Origin of the sequence: Enterobacter sp. MGH 38, from assembly GCF_000492855.1 — a bacterium.
In the GTDB taxonomy this organism is placed as follows: domain Bacteria; phylum Pseudomonadota; class Gammaproteobacteria; order Enterobacterales; family Enterobacteriaceae; genus Enterobacter; species Enterobacter hormaechei_C.
In genome coordinates this window covers 151,123-170,828 of record NZ_KI535607.1, presented here as the reverse complement: position 1 = coordinate 170,828, position 19,706 = coordinate 151,123, and the positions used below count along the sequence as shown (strand labels likewise).

At 57.0% G+C, this 19,706-nt stretch carries 18 protein-coding genes, 2 tRNA genes and 1 pseudogene; 16 read left to right on the top strand and 5 right to left on the bottom strand.

From position 1 onward, the window contains the following. Positions 1-13 precede the first annotated feature (13 nt). The 3 genes from srlB to srlA are packed head-to-tail and all read right to left on the bottom strand — an operon-like array spanning position 14 to position 1,908. The gene (srlB, locus tag L384_RS20055) at positions 14-376 is read right to left on the bottom strand and encodes a PTS glucitol/sorbitol transporter subunit IIA (RefSeq protein WP_022651730.1); all 363 of its coding nucleotides are present in this window, start codon (positions 374-376) and stop codon (positions 14-16) included. A gap of 12 nt (positions 377-388) precedes the next feature. Beyond that, a complete protein-coding gene (locus L384_RS20060; RefSeq protein ID WP_022651729.1) occupies positions 389-1,348 on the bottom strand; it encodes a PTS glucitol/sorbitol transporter subunit IIB in 960 nt (319 codons plus the stop codon). Continuing rightward, on the bottom strand, positions 1,345-1,908 hold the full coding sequence (gene srlA / locus L384_RS20065; RefSeq protein WP_003862164.1) for a PTS glucitol/sorbitol transporter subunit IIC: 564 nt from the start codon (positions 1,906-1,908) through the stop codon (positions 1,345-1,347). The genes L384_RS20060 and srlA overlap by 4 nt, the downstream gene beginning before the upstream one ends. 251 nt (positions 1,909-2,159) lie before the next feature. On the opposite strand from srlA, the gene mltB reads away from it, so the two are divergent. From mltB to L384_RS20145, 16 genes and pseudogenes are all read left to right on the top strand, one after another. Continuing rightward, positions 2,160-3,260: a lytic murein transglycosylase B gene (mltB, locus tag L384_RS20070; RefSeq protein WP_057979986.1), complete on the top strand. Its 1,101-nt coding sequence runs from the start codon at positions 2,160-2,162 to the stop codon at positions 3,258-3,260. Between the two features lie 266 nt (positions 3,261-3,526). Continuing rightward, positions 3,527-4,180, top strand: a complete 654-nt coding sequence (locus L384_RS20075) for a metal ABC transporter ATP-binding protein (RefSeq protein ID WP_023323655.1) — start codon at positions 3,527-3,529, stop codon at positions 4,178-4,180. After that, positions 4,177-5,037: a metal ABC transporter permease gene (locus tag L384_RS20080; RefSeq protein ID WP_023323654.1), complete on the top strand. Its 861-nt coding sequence runs from the start codon at positions 4,177-4,179 to the stop codon at positions 5,035-5,037. Before L384_RS20075 ends, L384_RS20080 begins: the two co-directional genes overlap by 4 nt. Positions 5,038-5,051: 14 nt before the next feature. Continuing rightward, positions 5,052-5,930: a metal ABC transporter substrate-binding protein gene (locus L384_RS20085; protein ID WP_023323653.1), complete on the top strand. Its 879-nt coding sequence runs from the start codon at positions 5,052-5,054 to the stop codon at positions 5,928-5,930. A gap of 130 nt (positions 5,931-6,060) precedes the next feature. Next, positions 6,061-6,558, top strand: a complete 498-nt coding sequence (gene pncC / locus L384_RS20090) for a nicotinamide-nucleotide amidase (RefSeq protein WP_003862172.1) — start codon at positions 6,061-6,063, stop codon at positions 6,556-6,558. Between the two features lie 89 nt (positions 6,559-6,647). Beyond that, complete coding sequence (recA, locus tag L384_RS20095) at positions 6,648-7,706, top strand: recombinase RecA (protein ID WP_015571667.1); 1,059 nt, start codon at positions 6,648-6,650, stop codon at positions 7,704-7,706. Between the two features lie 68 nt (positions 7,707-7,774). After that, positions 7,775-8,275 (top strand): recombination regulator RecX, encoded by a 501-nt coding sequence (gene recX, locus L384_RS20100; RefSeq protein WP_017382782.1) that lies wholly within the window; start codon positions 7,775-7,777, stop codon positions 8,273-8,275. Positions 8,276-8,406: 131 nt separating this feature from the next. Beyond that, a complete protein-coding gene (gene alaS, locus L384_RS20105) occupies positions 8,407-11,034 on the top strand; it encodes an alanine--tRNA ligase (protein WP_022651724.1) in 2,628 nt (875 codons plus the stop codon). A gap of 241 nt (positions 11,035-11,275) precedes the next feature. Beyond that, positions 11,276-11,461 carry a carbon storage regulator CsrA gene (gene csrA / locus L384_RS20110; protein WP_000906486.1) on the top strand — a complete coding sequence of 62 codons (186 nt, stop codon included), beginning with the start codon at positions 11,276-11,278 and terminating at the stop codon, positions 11,459-11,461. A 342-nt stretch (positions 11,462-11,803) separates the two neighbouring features. Then, positions 11,804-11,896, top strand: a tRNA-Ser gene (locus tag L384_RS20115). 4 nt (positions 11,897-11,900) lie between these two features. Beyond that, positions 11,901-11,977 (top strand) — tRNA-Arg (locus L384_RS20120). 251 nt (positions 11,978-12,228) lie between these two features. Further along, positions 12,229-12,795 carry a fructose-1-phosphate/6-phosphogluconate phosphatase gene (yqaB, locus tag L384_RS20125; protein WP_015571665.1) on the top strand — a complete coding sequence of 189 codons (567 nt, stop codon included), beginning with the start codon at positions 12,229-12,231 and terminating at the stop codon, positions 12,793-12,795. Next, the gene (locus tag L384_RS20130) at positions 12,792-13,220 is read left to right on the top strand and encodes a YqaA family protein (RefSeq protein WP_017692791.1); all 429 of its coding nucleotides are present in this window, start codon (positions 12,792-12,794) and stop codon (positions 13,218-13,220) included. Before yqaB ends, L384_RS20130 begins: the two co-directional genes overlap by 4 nt. An 83-nt stretch (positions 13,221-13,303) precedes the next feature. After that, a complete protein-coding gene (gene gshA, locus L384_RS20135) occupies positions 13,304-14,848 on the top strand; it encodes a glutamate--cysteine ligase (RefSeq protein WP_022649137.1) in 1,545 nt (514 codons plus the stop codon). Between the two features lie 152 nt (positions 14,849-15,000). Next, complete coding sequence (gene luxS / locus L384_RS20140; protein WP_003862180.1) at positions 15,001-15,516, top strand: S-ribosylhomocysteine lyase; 516 nt, start codon at positions 15,001-15,003, stop codon at positions 15,514-15,516. Between the two features lie 53 nt (positions 15,517-15,569). Next, positions 15,570-16,335 (top strand): annotated as a pseudogene (locus tag L384_RS20145) (helix-turn-helix transcriptional regulator). Here L384_RS20145 and leuA read toward each other — a convergent pair. Next, positions 16,322-17,977 (bottom strand): 2-isopropylmalate synthase, encoded by a 1,656-nt coding sequence (leuA, locus tag L384_RS20150; RefSeq protein WP_023323651.1) that lies wholly within the window; start codon positions 17,975-17,977, stop codon positions 16,322-16,324. The pseudogene L384_RS20145 and the gene leuA overlap by 14 nt on opposite strands. Positions 17,978-18,143: 166 nt before the next feature. Continuing rightward, entirely contained in the window at positions 18,144-19,691 is a 1,548-nt protein-coding gene (gene emrB / locus L384_RS20155; RefSeq protein WP_006811709.1) for a multidrug efflux MFS transporter permease subunit EmrB, read from the bottom strand. Positions 19,692-19,706: the final 15 nt, after the last annotated feature.

The following is a 19,706-nucleotide window of genomic DNA, read 5'->3' as shown; positions in this document are numbered from 1 at the left end:
TGTCTCTCCTTTATTACGAAATAAATTTTAACGTGCAGCCTGGGGTGACAGCCTGCGGAACCGGGCCCACTACGTGAACCGTACCGGGATACTCCGCCTGCGGCTGGCCGTCGAAACGTAGGGTGATATGCCCCAGCTCGCGCAGGTTTTGCTCGGCGACGTCGCCGACGGCGGTCACGGCATAGCGCGCCTCGCCCAGCTGTAGCTGGCTCCCTGCCTTTAGCTCGCCGTTCAGCTCGCCGTGGCAGTGGATAAAGCAAAACTCTTCGATATCTGCCGGGGCGCCTTCGCGGAAGGTGATCAGCATCTGGTCGCTCAGCGCATCCGCCGCGCTCTGGCCGATGCGGGTAATGGTTGTCTGGTAAATCACAGTCATGGCAGGCACCTCTTATTGATAAATAAAGCCGGAAACAAACCAGGCAATCAGCACCGTCGGCGCGCCCGTCAGGAAGCGGCTGACCAGCACGGACGGCACGCCCACGCGCACGGTCTCCTGGCGTGCTTCCGCCAGCGACAGCCCCACGGGGATAAAGTCGCACGCTGCCTGGGCGTTAATGGCAAACAGGGCGGGCAGGGCGAGGTGCGGAGGAATATTCCCCAGACCAATCTGCACGCCAATCAGCACGCCGATAACCTGAGCAATCACCGCGCCCGGGCCGAGGAACGGCGACAGCAGCGGGAAGGAGCAGATCAGCGCCAGCGTCACCAGGCCGAGCGGGTGGCTGGCAAGCGGGGCGAGGCCGTGGGCAATCCAGTCGCCCAGGCCTGAGGCCATGATGATGCCGATCAGCGCCGAGACGAATGCCATAAACGGCAGAATGGTCTTCAGCACCGTGTCGATGGTGTCGCGCCCGGACTGGAACAGCACCGCCACGGCGGACCCCATCCCCATCCCGACCTTCGCCAGCAGGCCATCGCTCTGCTCGGTGATTTTTTTGCTGGTGTCGTACTCGCGCGGGGCCGCTTTTTGCGGCGCAGATGTGCCATTCACCAGCGTGATGTTGTCTTCCTTCACGCCTGACACATAAATATCTTCAACGATGTACTGCGCCAGCGGGCCGGATTTCCCGGTGGAGTGAATATTTACCGTCGGAATGCGGCGCTTCGGATAGATGCCGCAGCGCAGCGTGCCGCCGCAGTCGATCACCACCACGCCGATTTCCGCTTCCGGCGGTTCGCCTTCCTTGAAGCCGTCGACCGCTTCCCAGCCGGTCAGCTCGCGCAACTTGTCGACGATCGCCGGGCGCGTGCCCGCGGTGATGTACACAATCTTTTTGCCTTCGGTGGCGTCGAACTCCAGCGGGCCGCCCCAGCCGCCCGTGCCTTTCTCAATGCGGATCCGGTTCATGCTGTGGCTCCTGAAAGATGGACTTTCTGTTCAAGCTGGATGCCCATTTTTTTCTCGAAAATGGCGGTGGTGAGGTCAGTCACCCAGCCGCGGAAGAAGTTGGTCACCAGACCGACCAGCAGGTAGCTCACCGCCAGCGGGCCGAGCGGCAGGCCAAGCGTGGTCAGGCCGCTGGCGATCCCGAGATAGACAAACAGTTCGCCGGGGTTGATGTGCGGGAACAGGCCGTTCATGGAATGGCAGCTGTAGGAGGCGGCGGCGTAATAGCTCGGCTTGTACTTCTCTGGCATAAAGCGGCCGAGGCTTAAGGTCATCGGATTGCAGAACACAAAGGTGCCGATGAAGGGCAGTATCAGGTAGCGGGACAGCGGGTTTCCGGCGCAGCGCTGGGCGAAGCGCTCAATGCGCTGCTGGCCGATAAAGTTAATCAGCGCGTTCATGATCACCAGCAGGCTGATCAGCAGGGGCAGGATCCCGGTCACCATGCCAGTAAACACTTCTCCGCCTTTCTGAAACAGCCCGATGAACCACTCGGCGCCATGGGTGATGGTTTCTATCATTCTTCTCTCCTGTAGGGCGTTTGTTTTTGTCTATCTGCGGCTAATAATAATCACTTTGAAAGGTTTTAAAGTGTTAATTAGATCTCACAATGAAAGAAAAATGTATTATTTTGAAAGTTTATTGGTGAGGTGAATAATTTTTGGTGGAAAAAGGCACGGATTTGCGTTGGGGAGGTGCGTACCGCTTCCTTGAGGAGTTGGGGATGCTTTACCATACTGGGTTCTTACCGAACTCGTTAAATGGATGCCACATGTTCAAGCGTCGTTATGCAGCGCTGTTGCCTGCGCTTATTCTCCTGTCCGCCTGTAGTAGCAAACCCAAGACCGAAGCCGTTCAGCCAACGGCGGGCGCGCCTTCCGGAGGATTCCTGCTGGAGCCGCAGCACAATATGATGCAGATGGGCGGCGACTTCGCGAATAACCCTGCGGCCGAACAGTTCATCGATAAAATGGTGAGCAAGCACGGTTTTGATCGCCAGCAGCTTCATGCCATTTTGTCTCAGGCGAAGCGTCTGGACTACGTGCTGCGCCTGATGGACAGGCAGGCGCCGACGGCCCAGGTGCCGACCGGGCCAAACGGGGCGTGGCTGCGTTATCGCAAACAGTTTATTACCCCGGACAACGTGCAAAATGGCGTGGTGTTCTGGAATCAGTATGAAGACGCCCTGAACCGCGCGTGGCAGGTCTATGGCGTGCCGCCGGAGATCATCGTCGGTATTATTGGGGTTGAGACCCGCTGGGGACGCATTATGGGTAAAACCCGCATCCTCGATGCGCTGGCGACGCTCTCCTTCAACTACCCGCGTCGCGCGGAGTATTTCTCTTCCGAGCTGGAAACCTTCCTGCTGATGGCGCGAGACGAACAGGACGATCCGTTAGATCTGAAAGGGTCGTTCGCCGGTGCGATGGGCTACGGCCAGTTTATGCCGTCCTCCTATAAGCAGTACGCGGTAGATTTTAACGGGGATGGTCACATCAACCTGTGGGATCCCGAAGACGCTATTGGCAGCGTGGCCAACTACTTCAAAGCGCATGGCTGGACGCCGGGCGGCCAGGTGGCGGTACAGGCGAACGGCGAAGCGTTTGGTCTGGAAAACGGATTTAAAACCAAATACAGCGTGGCGCAGCTGGCTGCGGCAGGCTTAACGCCGTCTCAGCCGCTGGGCAATGTTGACCAGGTGAGCCTGCTGCGCCTGGATGTCGGAACCGGTTATCAGTACTGGTTCGGGCTGCCGAACTTCTACACCATTACCCGCTACAACCACAGCACGCACTATGCGATGGCGGTGTGGCAGCTGGGGCTGGCGGTGTCTCAGGCGCGTGTGCCAGCAGCGTCACCGTTTAGCCAGTAAGTCCCCTTATGCCTCCCTCTCCCTGTGGGAGAGGGCTGGGGTGAGGGCACCCGCCCGCACCTGTTTCCCGCAGAAACATTTCGCCACACTCCCATTTTACTCCCGCCGTTTACATCTCAATCGCCTTTCATTATTGTTATGTTATAACATTATTGAATTGAGATATCCATGTCCCTGTTTTCTCTCTCATCCTCGCTTCGGCTGCTGCTGGCGCTGGTGCTCATTCTGTTTCTCGGCCTGGCCGTGCGCTGGGCGGTGGCGTTGCCATGATCGTGATGAACGACCTGGTGGCGGGTTACGATCGCCAGCCCGTTACGCGCGCGCTGTCCGGCGTGATTGAACGCGGGAGCATGACCGCCATCGTCGGGGCCAACGGCTGCGGCAAATCCACGCTGCTGAAAACGCTCGCTGGCTTTATTCCGCCCGTCAGCGGTACGTTTCGCTGGCAGGGGAGACGTCCGGTGGTGGGCTGGCTGGCGCAGCGTCACGCGCTGGAGGCGCAATTTCCTCTGACCGTGCAGGACGTGGTGAGCATGGGCTGCTGGCCAGCAATCTCTCTGTTTGCCGGTTTTCGTCGGGATGCCCGCATGCGCATTGCCGGCGCGCTGGAGCGCGTGGGGCTGGAGTCCATGGCGTTCTCCACTATTGATGAACTTTCCGGCGGGCAATTCCAGCGCATGCTGTTTGCCCGCGTTTTAGTGCAGCAGGCACCGCTGGTGATGCTGGACGAACCCTTCACTGGCGTCGATGAAGCGACCTGCAACGTGCTGATGGATCTGATGCTGGAGATGTATATGCAGGGGCAGACTCTGCTGGCGGTACTGCACGACAGCGAACGCGTCTCGCGCCACTTCCCACAAACGTTGCGGCTGGACGCTGATACGCCGCACTGGAAAACCGAGCGGGTGAGGGTGGCATGATCTGGCATCTCTTCTTCCAGCCGTTTATTGAGTACGGCTTTATGCGGCGCGCGCTGGTGGTTTGCCTGGCGCTCTCCGTCAGCACCACTGCGCTGGGTGTATTCCTTCAGCTGCGTCGGATGAGCCTGATGGGGGACGCCCTTTCTCACGCCATTTTGCCGGGTGTCGCGGTGGGCTATCTGCTCAGCGGAATGTCGCTGCTGGCAATGACTGTCGGCGGGTTTATTGCCGGTATCGCCGTTGCGCTGGTGGCCGGGCTGGTCAGCCGCCGTACACCTCTTAAAGAAGATGCCAGCTTCGCGGGGTTTTACCTGGGTTCCCTGGCGCTGGGCGTCACGCTGGTGTCGCTGCGCGGTTCAAATGTCGATCTGCTTCATCTTCTGTTTGGCTCCATTCTCGCCGTGGATAGCGTGTCAGCCCTGTTCGTGACGGGGGTCTGCATGTTCACGCTCCTCACGCTGGCGATTTTTTATCGTGGGCTGGTCAGTGAAGCGTTCGATACTGCGTGGTTGCAGGTGAACGCGCGCTGGCTGCCCGGGATGTTACACGGTCTGTTTCTGGCGCTGCTGGTTCTCAACCTGGTGGCCGGTTTTCAGGTACTCGGCACGTTGATGGCCGTCGGGCTGATGATGTTACCCGCCGTGGCGGCACGCTGCTGGGTGCGCACACTGCCAGGGTTACTTTTGATGGCGGGTATCAGCGGTATTTTTTGCGCGTGGCTGGGCTTAAGTCTTTCCTGGGCAGTGAGTCTGCCCGCCGGGCCCTCCATTGTGCTGACCGCCAGCGCATTGTTCTTTATTTCAGTTTTATTTGGCACGCGCAGCAGGCTGGCGGATAGCCTGCGGGCGCTTTTTTAACGCAAGGGGAAACGATGAAACGTACAGGGTTAGCCGTGGCGCTCGCGCTCGGCATGATGACGCACGACGTAATGGCGAAATCGCTTAATGTGGTGACCAGCTTTTCCATCCTGGGAGACATTACGCAGCAGGTTGGCGGCGATCGTGTGAAGGTGACGACGCTGGTGGGGCCAGACGGTGATCCCCATACTTTCGAACCCTCGCCCAAAGACAGCGCGGCGCTGAGTAAAGCTGACGTGGTGGTGGTCAATGGGCTGGGGCTGGAGGGTTGGCTCGACCGTCTGGTGAAAGCCTCCGGATTCAAAGGCCAGCTGGTGGTTGCTTCGGACGGCGTGAAAACGCACACGCTGGAAGAGGACGGTAAAACCGTGACCGATCCGCACGCGTGGAACAGCGCGGCGAACGGCGCGCTGTATGCGCAAAATATTCTCTCAGGGCTGGTGAAGGCCGATTCTGAAGATACGGCGGCGCTTGAAGCTACCGGTAAACCCTATATTGCGCAGCTCTCTCAGCTGGACGGTTGGGCTAAAAAGCGTTTCAGCGACATTCCACAGGCGAAGCGCAAAGTGCTGACCAGCCACGACGCCTTCGGCTATTTCAGCCGCGCCTACGGCGTGATGTTTATGGCGCCGCAGGGGCTGTCGTCTGAGAGTGAAGCCAGCGCGGCGCAGGTAGCGGAGATCATCAACCAGATTAAAGCTGACGGCGTGAAAACCTGGTTCATGGAAAACCAGCTTGACCCGCGCCTGGTGAAGCAGATTGTGACCGCCACGGGCGCCCAGCCGGGCGGTGAACTTTACCCGGAAGCGCTGTCCGCGAAGGGCGGCGTGGCGGACACCTACGTCAAGGCGTTTCGCCACAATGTGGACACCCTCGCTAACAGCATGAAATAAGCGTCTCTCTGGCCGGTGCGCCCGCATCGGCTTTTTTCTGAAGCCCCCTCGTAAAACCCGACGCGCATCCCCATATTTGATGAGAAAGTGCTATCTTGTGCTGCATGTTTTTCTAAGGCCTGGAGCGAGAATGACTGACCATGAATTGATGCAGCTAAGCGAAGTGGTGGGGCTGGCGCTGAAACAGCGCGGCGCGACTCTCACGACCGCAGAATCCTGCACCGGCGGCTGGGTGGCGAAAGCAATTACCGATATTGCTGGCAGTTCCGCCTGGTTTGAACGCGGCTTTGTGACCTACAGTAACGAGGCTAAAGCGCAGATGATTGGCGTGCGTGAAGCCACGCTTGAGCAGCATGGCGCGGTCAGCGAACCGGTGGTGATCGAGATGGCGATTGGCGCGCTGAAAGAGGCGCGCGCAGATTACGCTATCTCCATCAGCGGTATCGCGGGGCCGGACGGCGGCAGCGACGTGAAGCCTGTCGGCACCGTCTGGTTTGGCTTTGCCACCTCAAAAGGTGAAGGGATCACCCGCCGGGAATGCTTCAGCGGCGATCGCGAAAGCGTGCGTCGTCAGGCAACGGAATACGCGTTAAAAACGCTCTGGCAACAATTTCTACAAAACACTTGATACTGTATGACTATACAGTATAATTGCCTCAACAGAACAGAAGTCCATGGTGAAGCGCAGTTGCTTCTCCCGGCATGACAGGAGTAATAATGGCTATCGACGAAAACAAACAGAAAGCGTTGGCGGCAGCACTGGGCCAGATCGAAAAGCAATTCGGTAAAGGCTCCATCATGCGCCTGGGTGAAGACCGTTCCATGGATGTGGAAACTATCTCCACTGGTTCGCTTTCTCTTGATATCGCACTGGGCGCTGGCGGTTTGCCGATGGGCCGTATCGTAGAAATCTACGGTCCGGAATCCTCGGGTAAAACCACCCTGACGTTGCAGGTTGTTGCGGCGGCACAGCGCGAAGGTAAAACCTGTGCGTTTATCGATGCCGAGCACGCGCTGGACCCGGTCTATGCCCGTAAACTGGGCGTTGATATCGACAACCTGCTGTGCTCCCAGCCGGACACCGGCGAGCAGGCACTGGAAATTTGTGACGCGCTGGCGCGCTCAGGTGCGGTTGATGTGATCATCGTCGACTCCGTTGCGGCGCTGACGCCAAAAGCGGAAATTGAAGGTGAAATCGGTGACTCTCACATGGGCCTCGCGGCACGTATGATGAGCCAGGCGATGCGTAAGCTGGCGGGTAACCTGAAGCAGTCCAATACGCTGCTGATCTTCATCAACCAGATCCGTATGAAAATTGGTGTAATGTTCGGTAACCCGGAAACTACCACCGGCGGTAACGCTCTGAAATTCTACGCTTCTGTCCGTCTGGATATCCGCCGTATCGGCGCGGTGAAAGAGGGGGATAACGTAGTCGGTAGCGAAACCCGCGTGAAGGTTGTGAAGAACAAAATCGCAGCACCGTTCAAACAGGCTGAGTTCCAGATCCTCTACGGCGAAGGTATCAACTTCCTCGGCGAGCTGGTTGACCTGGGCGTGAAAGAGAAGCTGATTGAAAAAGCGGGCGCATGGTACAGCTACAACGGTGACAAGATTGGTCAGGGTAAAGCGAATGCTATCTCCTGGCTGAAAGAGAACCCGGCGGCGGCGAAAGAGATTGAGAAGAAGGTGCGTGAACTCCTGCTGAACAACCAGGACTCTAAACCTGATTTCGTGGTCGACGGCGCGGATGCTGAAGAAACCAACGAAGACTTTTAATCCTCTCGGATAAAAATGAAGGGCTGCTGATGCGGCCCTTTTTGCATTTCTGAATCGACAGGTTTTTTATGAGTGAACCGACATCACGCCGACCAGCCTACTCACGCTTGCTGGATCGGGCCGTGCGTATTCTTGCCGTGCGTGACCATAGCGAACAGGAGCTGCGGCGGAAACTGTCAGCGCCCGTCATGAGCAAAAACGGTCCGGAAGACATTGATGCCACCGCGGAAGATTATGACCGCGTGGTTGCCTGGTGCTACGAGCATCACTATCTGGATGACGGCCGTTTTGCCGCTCGCTTTCTTGCCAGTCGTGGTCGTAAAGGCTATGGGCCAGCACGTATCCGCCAGGAGCTGAACCAGAAAGGCGTTGCCCGTGAATCGATTGAAAAAGCCATGCGCGAAAGTGAAATTGACTGGTGCGAACTGGCGCGTGAGCAGGCGGTACGAAAGTACGGTGAGCCGCTGCCGCGTGAATTTTCAGAAAAAGTTAAAATCCAGCGCTTTTTGCTCTACCGCGGCTTCCTGATGGAAGATATTCAGGATATCTGGCGTAATTTTACCGATTGAACGCATGCGGGATTTTACTTCCCACTAAAGAAAACTTATCTTATTCCCACTTTTTCCAGTAGCTGGTCCGTCCAACTGTTTACAGATACAGATCTGCTGCGACATTTCGTTAGCTTGATTTCAGGATAATTATGAGCAAGAGCACCGCTGAGATCCGTCAGGCGTTTCTCGATTTTTTCCATAGTAAGGGACACCAGGTTGTTGCCAGCAGCTCCCTGGTACCGAACAATGACCCGACTCTGCTGTTTACCAACGCCGGGATGAACCAGTTCAAGGATGTGTTCCTTGGTCTCGACAAGCGTAATTATTCCCGCGCCACAACCTCACAGCGTTGCGTGCGTGCGGGCGGTAAACACAACGATCTGGAAAACGTCGGTTACACCGCGCGCCACCACACCTTCTTCGAAATGCTGGGTAACTTCAGCTTCGGCGACTACTTCAAACACGACGCCATTCAATACGCGTGGGAACTGCTGACCGGTGAAAACTGGTTCAATCTGCCGAAAGAGCGTCTGTGGGTGACCGTGTATGAGACCGATGACGAAGCGTTCGACATCTGGGAAAAAGAAGTGGGTATCCCTCGCGAACGTATCATCCGTATCGGTGACAACAAAGGCGCGCCTTACGCGTCTGATAACTTCTGGCAGATGGGCGACACCGGCCCTTGCGGTCCGTGCACCGAGATCTTCTACGATCATGGCGACCACATCTGGGGCGGCCCTCCGGGAAGCGCGGAAGAAGATGGCGATCGCTATATTGAGATCTGGAACATCGTCTTCATGCAGTTCAACCGTCAGGCCGACGGCACCATGGAGCCGCTGCCAAAACCGTCCGTAGATACCGGTATGGGCCTTGAGCGTATCGCGGCCGTTCTGCAACACGTTAACTCCAACTATGAGATTGACCTGTTCAGCACCCTGATCAAAGCCGTTGCTGAGGTAACGGGCGCAACCGATCTGAGCAACAAATCACTGCGCGTTATCGCAGACCATATTCGTTCCTGTGCGTTCCTGATTGCTGACGGCGTTATCCCGTCAAATGAAAACCGTGGCTATGTGCTGCGTCGTATCATTCGTCGTGCGATCCGCCATGGCAACATGCTGGGCGCGAAGGACACCTTCTTCTATAAACTCGTTGGGCCACTGATTGGCGTGATGGGCTCTGCCGGCGACGAGCTGAAACGCCAGCAGGCGCAGGTTGAACAGGTTCTGAAAACCGAAGAAGAGCAGTTTGCCCGTACGCTGGAGCGCGGTCTGGCGCTGCTGGACGACGAGCTGGCGAAACTCAAGGGCGACACGCTGGATGGCGAAACCGCTTTCCGCCTGTACGACACCTACGGCTTCCCGGTTGACCTGACGGCGGACGTTTGCCGCGAGCGCAACATCAAAGTTGACGAAGCAGGCTTTGAAGCCGCAATGGAAGAGCAGCGTCGTCGTGCGCGTGAATCCAGCGGTTTTGGCGCAGACTACAACGCGATGATCCGCGTTGATAGCGCGTCTGAATTTAAAGGCTACGAAGAGCTGGCCCTGACCAGCAACGTAACCGCGCTGTTTGTTGACGGTAAAGCCGTAGACAGCATTAGCGCGGGTCAGGACGCGGTTGTTATCCTGGATAAAACGCCGTTCTATGCGGAATCGGGCGGTCAGGTTGGCGATAAAGGCGAACTGAAAGGCAATGGCTTCAGCTTCAGCGTAAGCGATACCCAGAAATACGGTCAGGCGATTGGTCACCAGGGCAAACTGGTTTCCGGTTCTCTGAAAGTGGGCGAGGGCGTTCAGGCCAACGTTGACGAAGCTCGCCGCGCGCGCATTCGTCTGAACCACTCGGCAACCCACCTGATGCACGCAGCCCTGCGCGAAGTGCTGGGTACGCACGTTGCACAGAAAGGTTCTCTGGTTAATGACAAAGTGCTGCGTTTCGACTTCTCACATTTTGAAGCGATGAAGCCATCTGAAATTCGTGCGGTGGAAGACCTGGTGAATGCCCAGATCCGCCGTAACCTGCCAATCGAAACCCACATCATGGATCTCGAGGCAGCGAAGAAGAAAGGTGCGATGGCGCTGTTTGGCGAGAAATATGACGACCGCGTTCGCGTGCTGAGCATGGGCGACTTCTCTACCGAACTGTGTGGCGGTACTCACGCATCCCGCACCGGTGACATCGGCTTGTTCCGCATCGTTTCCGAGTCGGGGACGGCGGCAGGCGTGCGTCGTATTGAGGCGGTGACCGGGGAAGGCGCAATTGCCAGCCTGCATGCGCAGAGCGACCAGCTACACGAGATCGCGCAGCTGCTGAAAGGCGATAGCCAGAACCTGGGCGAAAAAGTGCGTGTCGCGCTGGATCGTACCCGTCAGCTGGAAAAAGAACTCCAGCAGCTGAAAGAACAGGCTGCGGCGCAGGAGAGCGCAAACCTCTCCAGCAAAGCGGTAGACATTAAGGGCGTCAAACTGCTGGTCAGCGATCTGGCGGGCGTTGAGCCTAAGATGCTGCGTACCATGGTCGACGATCTGAAGAACCAGCTTGGTTCGACGGTTATCGTGCTGGCAACGGTCGCAGAGGGTAAGGTTTCTCTGATTGCGGGCGTCTCTAAGGATGTGACGGATCGTGTCAAAGCAGGGGAACTGATTGGCATGGTCGCCCAGCAGGTGGGTGGCAAAGGTGGCGGTCGTCCGGACATGGCGCAAGCCGGTGGAACGGATGCGGCGGCACTTCCCGCGGCATTAGCCAGCGTTGAAAGCTGGGTAAGCGCGAAACTGTAATAACTACAAAGCACAAGCAGACGCCATAGCGGTAACGTTATGGCGTCTTGCTCACTGCGCTATCGATAACGATAAAGTCAGGTTGAGTTTGTGTATATCGGCTAAACTTACGTTTAACAGAATGTGATGCCGTGACTGCTTACACTTTACGTGTTTGTCATCGCTTACTTTTTGGCGTTATATGATGGATAATGCCGGGATACAAGAGACCCGACTCTTTTAATCTTTCAAGGAGCAAAGAATGCTGATTCTGACTCGTCGAGTTGGTGAGACCCTCATGATTGGGGATGAGGTCACCGTGACAGTTTTAGGGGTAAAGGGTAACCAGGTACGTATTGGTGTTAACGCTCCTAAAGAAGTATCTGTCCACCGTGAAGAGATCTACCAGCGTATCCAGGCTGAAAAATCCCAGCAGTCCAGTTACTGATATTGTCGCGTCTCGCTGTCGGGCGAGACGCAACCCTCCTGTTATTTTTCCTGCATAAAGTTACCGTTCTATTTCAAACGCTTCGTTTTTGACCACTCTCATAACCTTATCTCATCCAAATGACGCCCTTCTCTCAACAGAATTCTGTGAAGATGCCTGCAAAATCCGCTTATAAAACACTCTCTTTGCGGCTTTTACATGCGAATTGCGTGCGAATTGTGCAAACGAAAAAAGCATGTGGAAAATTGTTTGACTTATAAGTCCCAGAAAGTAATATATGCGCCACGCAGCGACGAGAAGCTCTTAACGAGTTGCTCGAAGCACTCGAAAGAGGCGTTGTGTGGTGAGGTGGCCGAGAGGCTGAAGGCGCTCCCCTGCTAAGGGAGTATGCGGTCAAAAGCTGCATCCGGGGTTCGAATCCCCGCCTCACCGCCATTTTGCATCCGTAGCTCAGCTGGATAGAGTACTCGGCTACGAACCGAGCGGTCGGAGGTTCGAATCCTCCCGGATGCACCATATTCTCCTGGATAACAGCGATGCTGTTGTTTTAAGGTATGCGAGTTAATCGCAAGCACCAGGGAGGATAACGTTGCTTTAGCAACGGCCCGCAGGGCGAGGCGTAAGCCGAGTAATCCTCCCGGATGCACCATCTTCTCCCCCCTTTGTTTATTCCTTCGACGTTCCGTCAGCAATCACGCTCTCTGTCAGCGACAAAAATCCCCTTTTACGATAAAGTAATGCTTTGTTAATCGTTTAGCGAGAGCACGATGTACGCACAGTATGACGGTTTGATCTTCGACATGGACGGCACCCTCCTGGATACCGAACCCACGCATCGTCAGGCCTGGACCGAAGTCCTGGGCCGTTACGGTATGCGTTTCGATTTACAGGCGATGATTGCCCTCAACGGATCGCCCACCTGGCGTATCGCACAGGCCGTGATTGAGCTGAATCAGGCCGATCTCGACCCTCATCAGCTCGCGCGTGAAAAAACCGACGCGGTAAAAGCCATACTGTTAGACACCGTGCAGCCTTTACCACTCATTGACGTCGTCAAGGAGTGGCACGGCCGTCGTCCTATGTCTGTCGGTACGGGCAGCGAGAGCGCGATTGCTGAAGCGCTACTCAATCACCTTGGCCTGCGCCACTATTTTTCTGCCGTCGTTGCCGCCGATCATGTTAAACATCACAAACCCGCACCGGATACCTTCCTGCTCTGTGCAGAATTAATGGGTGTTCCACCTGCAAAATGCGTGGTGTTCGAAGATGCTGATTTTGGCATTCAGGCCGCGCGTGATGCCGGAATGGCGGCGGTGGACGTTCGCTTACTGTGAGTGACGCGCTGTCACTCGCTTCATTATTCGCCAGCAGTTTTTTAAGCTCCACCCTCTTACCGGGGAATTCGGAAGTGGTGCTGGTGGCGATGCTGTTGTCCGGCGTAAGTCAGCCCTGGTTGCTGGTCTTAATAGCAACAATGGGTAATAGCCTTGGAGGGCTGACTAACGTTATTCTTGGACGTTTCTTTCCGCTACGCGAAAAATCTCGCTGGCAGGAAAAGGCAGTGGGCTGGCTAAAACGCTATGGCGCTGCCACGCTGTTATTAAGCTGGATGCCTGTAATAGGCGATTTACTGTGTCTGCTGGCGGGATGGATGCGCATCTCCTGGGGACCGGTGCTCTTTTTTTTGTGCCTTGGCAAGGCGTTACGCTATGTTTTACTGGCATGGGTAACACTACAGGGTATGACGTGGTGGCACTAATTGGTGGAATGAATTCGCGACCTTCAATCGTCAACCATTACAATTATGCTGAGTGACAATTTTTTGACAGGCGGGAGGTCAAATTGATCCCGGACGTATCACAGGCGCTGGCCTGGCTGGAAAATCACCCTCAGGCACTGAAGGGGATTCAGCGTGGGCTTGAGCGCGAAACGCTGCGCGTAAATGCGGATGGTAGCTTAGCGACTACGGGACACCCGAAGGCGTTAGGCTCGGCGCTGACACATAAATGGATCACAACCGATTTCGCCGAAGCGCTGCTGGAGTTCATCACGCCAGTAGACGGTGATATTGATCATATGCTGACGATCATGCGCGACGTGCATCGCTTCACCGCCCGCAACCTCGGCGACGAGCGTATGTGGCCGCTCAGCATGCCGTGCTATATCGAGCAGGGGCAGGATATCGAGCTGGCGCAGTACGGTACCTCGAATATTGGTCGGCTGAAAACGCTGTATCGCGAAGGACTGAAAAACCGCTACGGCGCACTGATGCAGACGATCTCTGGCGTGCACTACAACTTTTCTCTGCCGATGGCGTTCTGGCAGGCGAAGTGCGGTGAAACGGATAAAGAAGCGATCTCCGCGGGCTACTTCCGCCTGATCCGCAACTACTACCGTTTTGGCTGGGTTATTCCGTATCTGTTCGGCGCGTCCCCGGCTATCTGTTCATCGTTCCTGCAAGGGAAACCGACCACGCTACCGTTCGAGAAGACCGAATGTGGCATGTATTACCTGCCATACGCGACCTCCCTGCGCCTGAGCGACCTTGGCTATACCAATAAATCGCAAAGCAATCTCGGAATTACGTTTAACGATCTGCACGAATATGTGGCAGGCTTGAAGCGGGCGATAAAAACCCCGTCGGAAGAGTACGAAAAAATCGGCCTCGAAAAAGACGGCAAACGCCTGCAAATTAACACCAACGTGTTGCAGATTGAAAATGAACTGTATGCGCCGATTCGTCCGAAGCGCGTGACGCGCAGCGGTGAAACGCCGTCGGATGCGCTACAGCGCGGCGGGATCGAATACATTGAAGTGCGCTCGCTGGATATCAACCCGTTCTCACCGATTGGCGTTGACGAGCAGCAGGTTCGTTTCCTTGACCTGTTTATGGTCTGGTGCGTACTGGCGGATGCGCCGGAAATGAGTTCCGACGAACTGCTGTGTACCCGTGCCAACTGGAATCGCGTGATTCTGGAAGGGCGCAAGCCGGGCCTGACGTTAGGTATTGGCTGTGAAACGGCTCAGTTCCCACTGTCTAAGGTAGGGAAGGATCTGTTCCATGACCTGAAGCGCGTAGCCCAGACGCTGGATAGCGTGTACGGCGGCGAAGCTTACCAGAAGGTCTGCGACGAACTGGTTGAAAGCTTTGATAACCCGGAACTGACATTCTCAGCACGTATTCTGCGTTCTATGATTGAGCAGGGAATTGGTGGCACAGGGCGTTCACTCTCAGCGGAGTACCGTGAGATGCTGATGCAGGAGCCGTTAGAGATCCTGAGCGAAGCGGATTTTGTGGCAGAGCGCGATGCGTCCGTTGTGCGTCAGAAAGAGGTCGAAGCGGCGGATACGGAGTCGTTTGAGGCGTTTCTGGCGAAGCAGGCCTGAACCAAAAGAAAAAGGCCACATCGCTGTGGCCAAAATATACATCTCTGAATTCAGGGATGATGATAACAAATGCGCGTCTTTCATATACTCAGACGCGCATTCTGTAGAAGAGTTCAGTTTATTTTAAAAAAAATCACTATCGGAGGTGACGTATGCCGTTATTAGATAGCTTTACTGTCGACCATACCCGTATGGAAGCACCAGCAGTCCGCGTGGCGAAGACCATGAACACGCCGCACGGCGACACGATCACCGTTTTCGACCTGCGCTTCTGCGTGCCGAATAAAGAAGTGATGCCAGAGAAAGGCATTCACACGCTGGAACACCTGTTCGCCGGATTCATGCGCGACCACCTGAACGGCAACGGCGTGGAGATCATCGATATCTCTCCGATGGGCTGCCGAACCGGTTTCTACATGAGCCTGATTGGTCAGCCTGAAGAGAAACGCGTCGCGGATGCGTGGAAAGCGGCGATGGAAGACGTGCTGAAGGTGAAAGAGCAGAACCAGATCCCTGAGCTGAACGTTTACCAGTGCGGCACTTACCAGATGCACTCTCTGGAAGAAGCTCAGGAGATTGCCCGTCATATCATCGAACGTGATGTTCGTGTAAACAGCAACGACGAGCTGGCCCTGCCAAAAGAAAAACTTCAGGAACTGCACATTTAGTATCGTGCCTGTGGATGCCCGGTGGCGCTTCGCTGACCGGGCCTACAATCCTGATGACGACAACCACCACCTTCTCCTTTACCCATCGCCCGCTTGTGCCGTTTTCGCATGATTATGCTCATGGCGACAGCGAGCCGTGGCATCAGCACGACTGCGCGCAGCTCCTGCACAGCCTCACCGGCGTCGTGCGGGTGGATACCGCATCCGGCTGCTGGGTGGTGCCGCTCGGTCGCGGCGTCTGGCTACCTGCGGGTACGCAGCACGCCCTGCGCATCACCGGCAACGTTGCCGCCCGCACGCTGTTTATCGACCCGCTGGCGCGCGCCGATCTCCCGGCGACCTGCCAGATCGTGCAGATCTCGCCCCTGCTGCGCGAGCTGATCCTGACCTCCCTTACGCTTCCTGAATCTTACGCACCCGGAAGCCGCGATGAACGTGTTTATGAGCTGATCCTCGATGAAATTCGTCTCATGCCGGTGCTGCCGTTTCACCTGCCCGAGCCGGAAAGCGAAGCGCTGCGCCATCTCTGCCAGCAGATTCGAATGGCCCGAGGAGAAAGCTGGAGCAGCGCCCAGGCCGCAGGTATTGTGGGGATGAGCGAACGCACGCTGAACCGTCATTTTCAGCAGCAGACAGGCCTGAGCTACGGCGAGTGGGTGAGAAGGGCGCGACTGCTGGAAGCCTTAGTGCGGCTGGCGCAGGGCCAGCCGGTATTACGCGTGGCGCTGGATCTGGGGTATGGCAGCCACAGCGCCTTTACGGCAATGTTTCGCCGGGTAATGGGTCTCTCCACCCAGCGATTACTTCAGGAACGACTGACCGCGTTAAAAAGCGCCTGAATCGACGCGCGTGCCACGTCGCTGTCGATGCCCACGCCCCAGCGGCTGGTCCCATCCTGGAACAGGCAGCGGATATAGGCCACCGAGCGGCTGTCGCTGCGTTCGCCTAACGTATGTTCGTGATAATCCTTGATCACAAACGACGCGTTGATCCAGCGGCTTAAGCCGTGAGCGGCGGCGGAGAGCAAACCGTTTCCCTGGCCTTCCAGCTGGCGGGTGCCCCCATGCGTGGCGACGCTTGCCGTCAGCCGCAGCTGGCCGTCCTGCTGGCTGTCGCTGCGGTACGATTGCAGCGCTAATGGCGGGCTCGCCACCAGGCCGTAACGGGCGCGGAACAGCTGCCAGAGCGCATTCTGCGTAATCTCTTTTCCATGGTTATCCGTTTCCTGCTGCACGTGCTGGCTAAAATCCTGTTGCAGGGCGCGAGGCAATTTCAGGCCGTGGTTTTGCTCAATAAGCCAGGCGCTTCCGCTTTTTCCTGACTGGCTGTTCACGCGGATCACCGCTTCATAGGTACAGCCAATATCCTGCGGGTCGACGGGCAGATAGGGCATCTCCCAACGTTCGCCAGGCTTACGGGCATCGAAACCTTTCTTGATGGCATCCTGGTGCGAGCCGGAGAAGGCGGTGTAAGCCAGACGACCCGCCCACGGATGGCGCGGATGGACGGGCAGCTGGTTGCAGGTTTCTACCGTTTCAACCACCCGATTCATATCGCTGAAATCCAGATTCGGGCTAATGCCCTGGCTGTAGAGGTTCATCGCCAGCGTCACCAGGCAGACGTTGCCCGTGCGCTCACCGTTGCCAAACAGGCAGCCCTCCACGCGGTCAGCCCCGGCCATGACGGCCAGCTCCGCGCTGGCGACGCCCGTTCCGCGATCGTTATGCGGATGTACGCTGATACAGACGTCACTGCGGCGGCTGAAGTGGCGGCAGAAATACTCGATCTGGTCAGCATAGACGTTCGGCGTGCTCACTTCGACGGTAGCGGGCAGGTTGACGATCATCGGACGCGCCGCGCACGGCTGCCAGATCTCCGCCACGGCTTCACAAATCTCCAGCGCAAACTCCGGTTCGGTAAAGCAGAAGGTTTCCGGGGAGTACTCGTACTGCCAGCGGGTGTCAGGGTTCTCTTCACACAGCTGACGAATCAGGCGCGTCGCGCGCGTCGCCAGCTCGACGATTTGCGCTTTCTCCATGCCGAATACCAGACGGCGGAACAGCGGGGCGGTAGCGTTATACAGGTGAACGGTGGCCTGCTTCGCGCCGCGCAGGGAGTCGAAAGTGCGATGGATAAGATCGTCCCGCGCCTGCGTTAACACCTGAATGGTGACGTCATCCGGGATGCGGTTCTCCTCAATCAGCTGACGTACAAAATTAAAGTCCGTCTGCGAGGCGGACGGGAAGGCGACTTCTATTTCTTTAAACCCGCAGGTCAGCAGCAGATCCCAGAATTGCAGCTTGCGCGCGCTGTCCATCGGCTCGGCCAGCGCCTGGTTACCGTCGCGTAAGTCGGTCGAGAGCCAACGCGGGGCGCAGGTGATAATCTGCTCCGGCCAGCGGCGGTCGGGCAACGAAAGGGTGGGGTAAGGCTGGTATTTGTCGGCGGGTGTGTTCAGCATGGTGCGCTCCTGTTGTCTTTTCACTATCGTGAATCGATTTCAGGCGCGCTGCTTTATCGGAACTGACAATCGCTGTCGCGTTTTGGACAACCGTAGAAGTTGCCCGGTGGCGCTGCGCTTACCGGGCCTACGATCGTAGGCCGGGTAAGGCGTCCTGTAATGAGGGCTAATGCGCCCCACCGCCCCCGCTACCGGCCCCAAACGGTGGTTTGGCAAACCACACCAGCCCCAGCAGGACGATAAAGATCCCCGCCGATATCCAGAAAATCTCGTTTGCCGAGATAATCAGCCCCTGGTTGGTGATCTGCTGGGCAAGCCAGCCGGACGCCTGCTGCTCCGTCATCCCCATCCCCTCAAGCTGGCTATACATCTGCTGAGCGTTAGGGTTGAACGGGTTCACCGCTTCGGTGAGTTGAGCATGGTGCATCGATTCCCGGTTGGTCCACAGCGTGGTGGTGATCGATGTCCCGATGGAGCCCGCCAGCGTACGGGTGAAGTTCGACAGGCTCGATGCCGCCGCCATCCGCTCAGGCGGCAAGCCGGAAAGCGTAATGGTGGTCAGCGGCATGAAGAAGCACGCTACGGCGAAGCCCTGAATAAACTGTGGCCACGCGGAGGCGCCAAAGTCCATTCCCGGTTCAAACGTATACGCGCGCCAGTAGAAGCACACGGCGTACATGATGAAGCTGAACGTCACCAGCCTGCGCATGTCGAGCTTATGGGCGAAACGGCCAATAATCGGCGACAGCAGAACCGGAATTAACCCCACCGGCGCGGAGGCCAGCCCCGCCCAAGTTGCGGTATAGCCGTACACCTCCTGCAACAGCTGCGGCAGCAGAACAATCGCGCCGAAGTAGAGCATATAGGCGAGGCTGATACACAGGCAGCCGATGGTGAAGTTTCGCGATTTAAACAACGAGAGGTCGACTATCGGGTTGTCGTCCGTCAGCTCCCAGACAATCAGGAAGCTGATGGCCACCACAGCGACCACCGTCAGCACGATGATTTCCGTAGAGGCGAACCAGTCCAGCTCTTTGCCGCGGTCGAGCATGATTTGCAGGCTACCGATGCCGACAACCAGCAGTGCCAGCCCGATGCCGTCGATCCGCCGCTGTTCAGTCCGCGTTTCGCGACCACGCAAAGACTGTAGCGTCATCAGTACCACCAGCGCACCGATGGGTACGTTGATGAAGAAGATCCAGCCCCAGTGATAGTTATCGCTGATATAGCCGCCGAGGATTGGCCCGCAAATTGGGGCGACAATCACCGTCATCGACCACAGCGCGAGCGCGATGGAGCGTTTGGCGGGCGGATAGTTGTTCAGCAGCAAACTCTGCGACAGCGGAATCAACGGCCCGGCGACAATCCCCTGGATGACGCGGAAGAAAATCAGCATCGTCAGGCTACTGGACATGCCGCAGGCCCAGGAGGCCAGCACGAACAGGATCGTCGACCAAAGGAACAGCTTCACTTCACCGACGCGCTTCGCCAGCCAGCCGGTGATGGGAATGGAGATGGCGTTCGCCACCCCGAACGAGGTAATGACCCAGGTCCCCTGGCTCAGCGATGAGCCAAGGTTCCCGGCGATCGTAGGGATCGCCACGTTTGCGATGGTGGAGTCCAGCACCTGCATGAATGTCGCCAGCGACAGCGCAATGGTCATAATGACCAGTTGCGCCCCCTCCAGCGGTTTTTGCGGCTTTTGCTGTTGCATAACGCTCACCTTCGG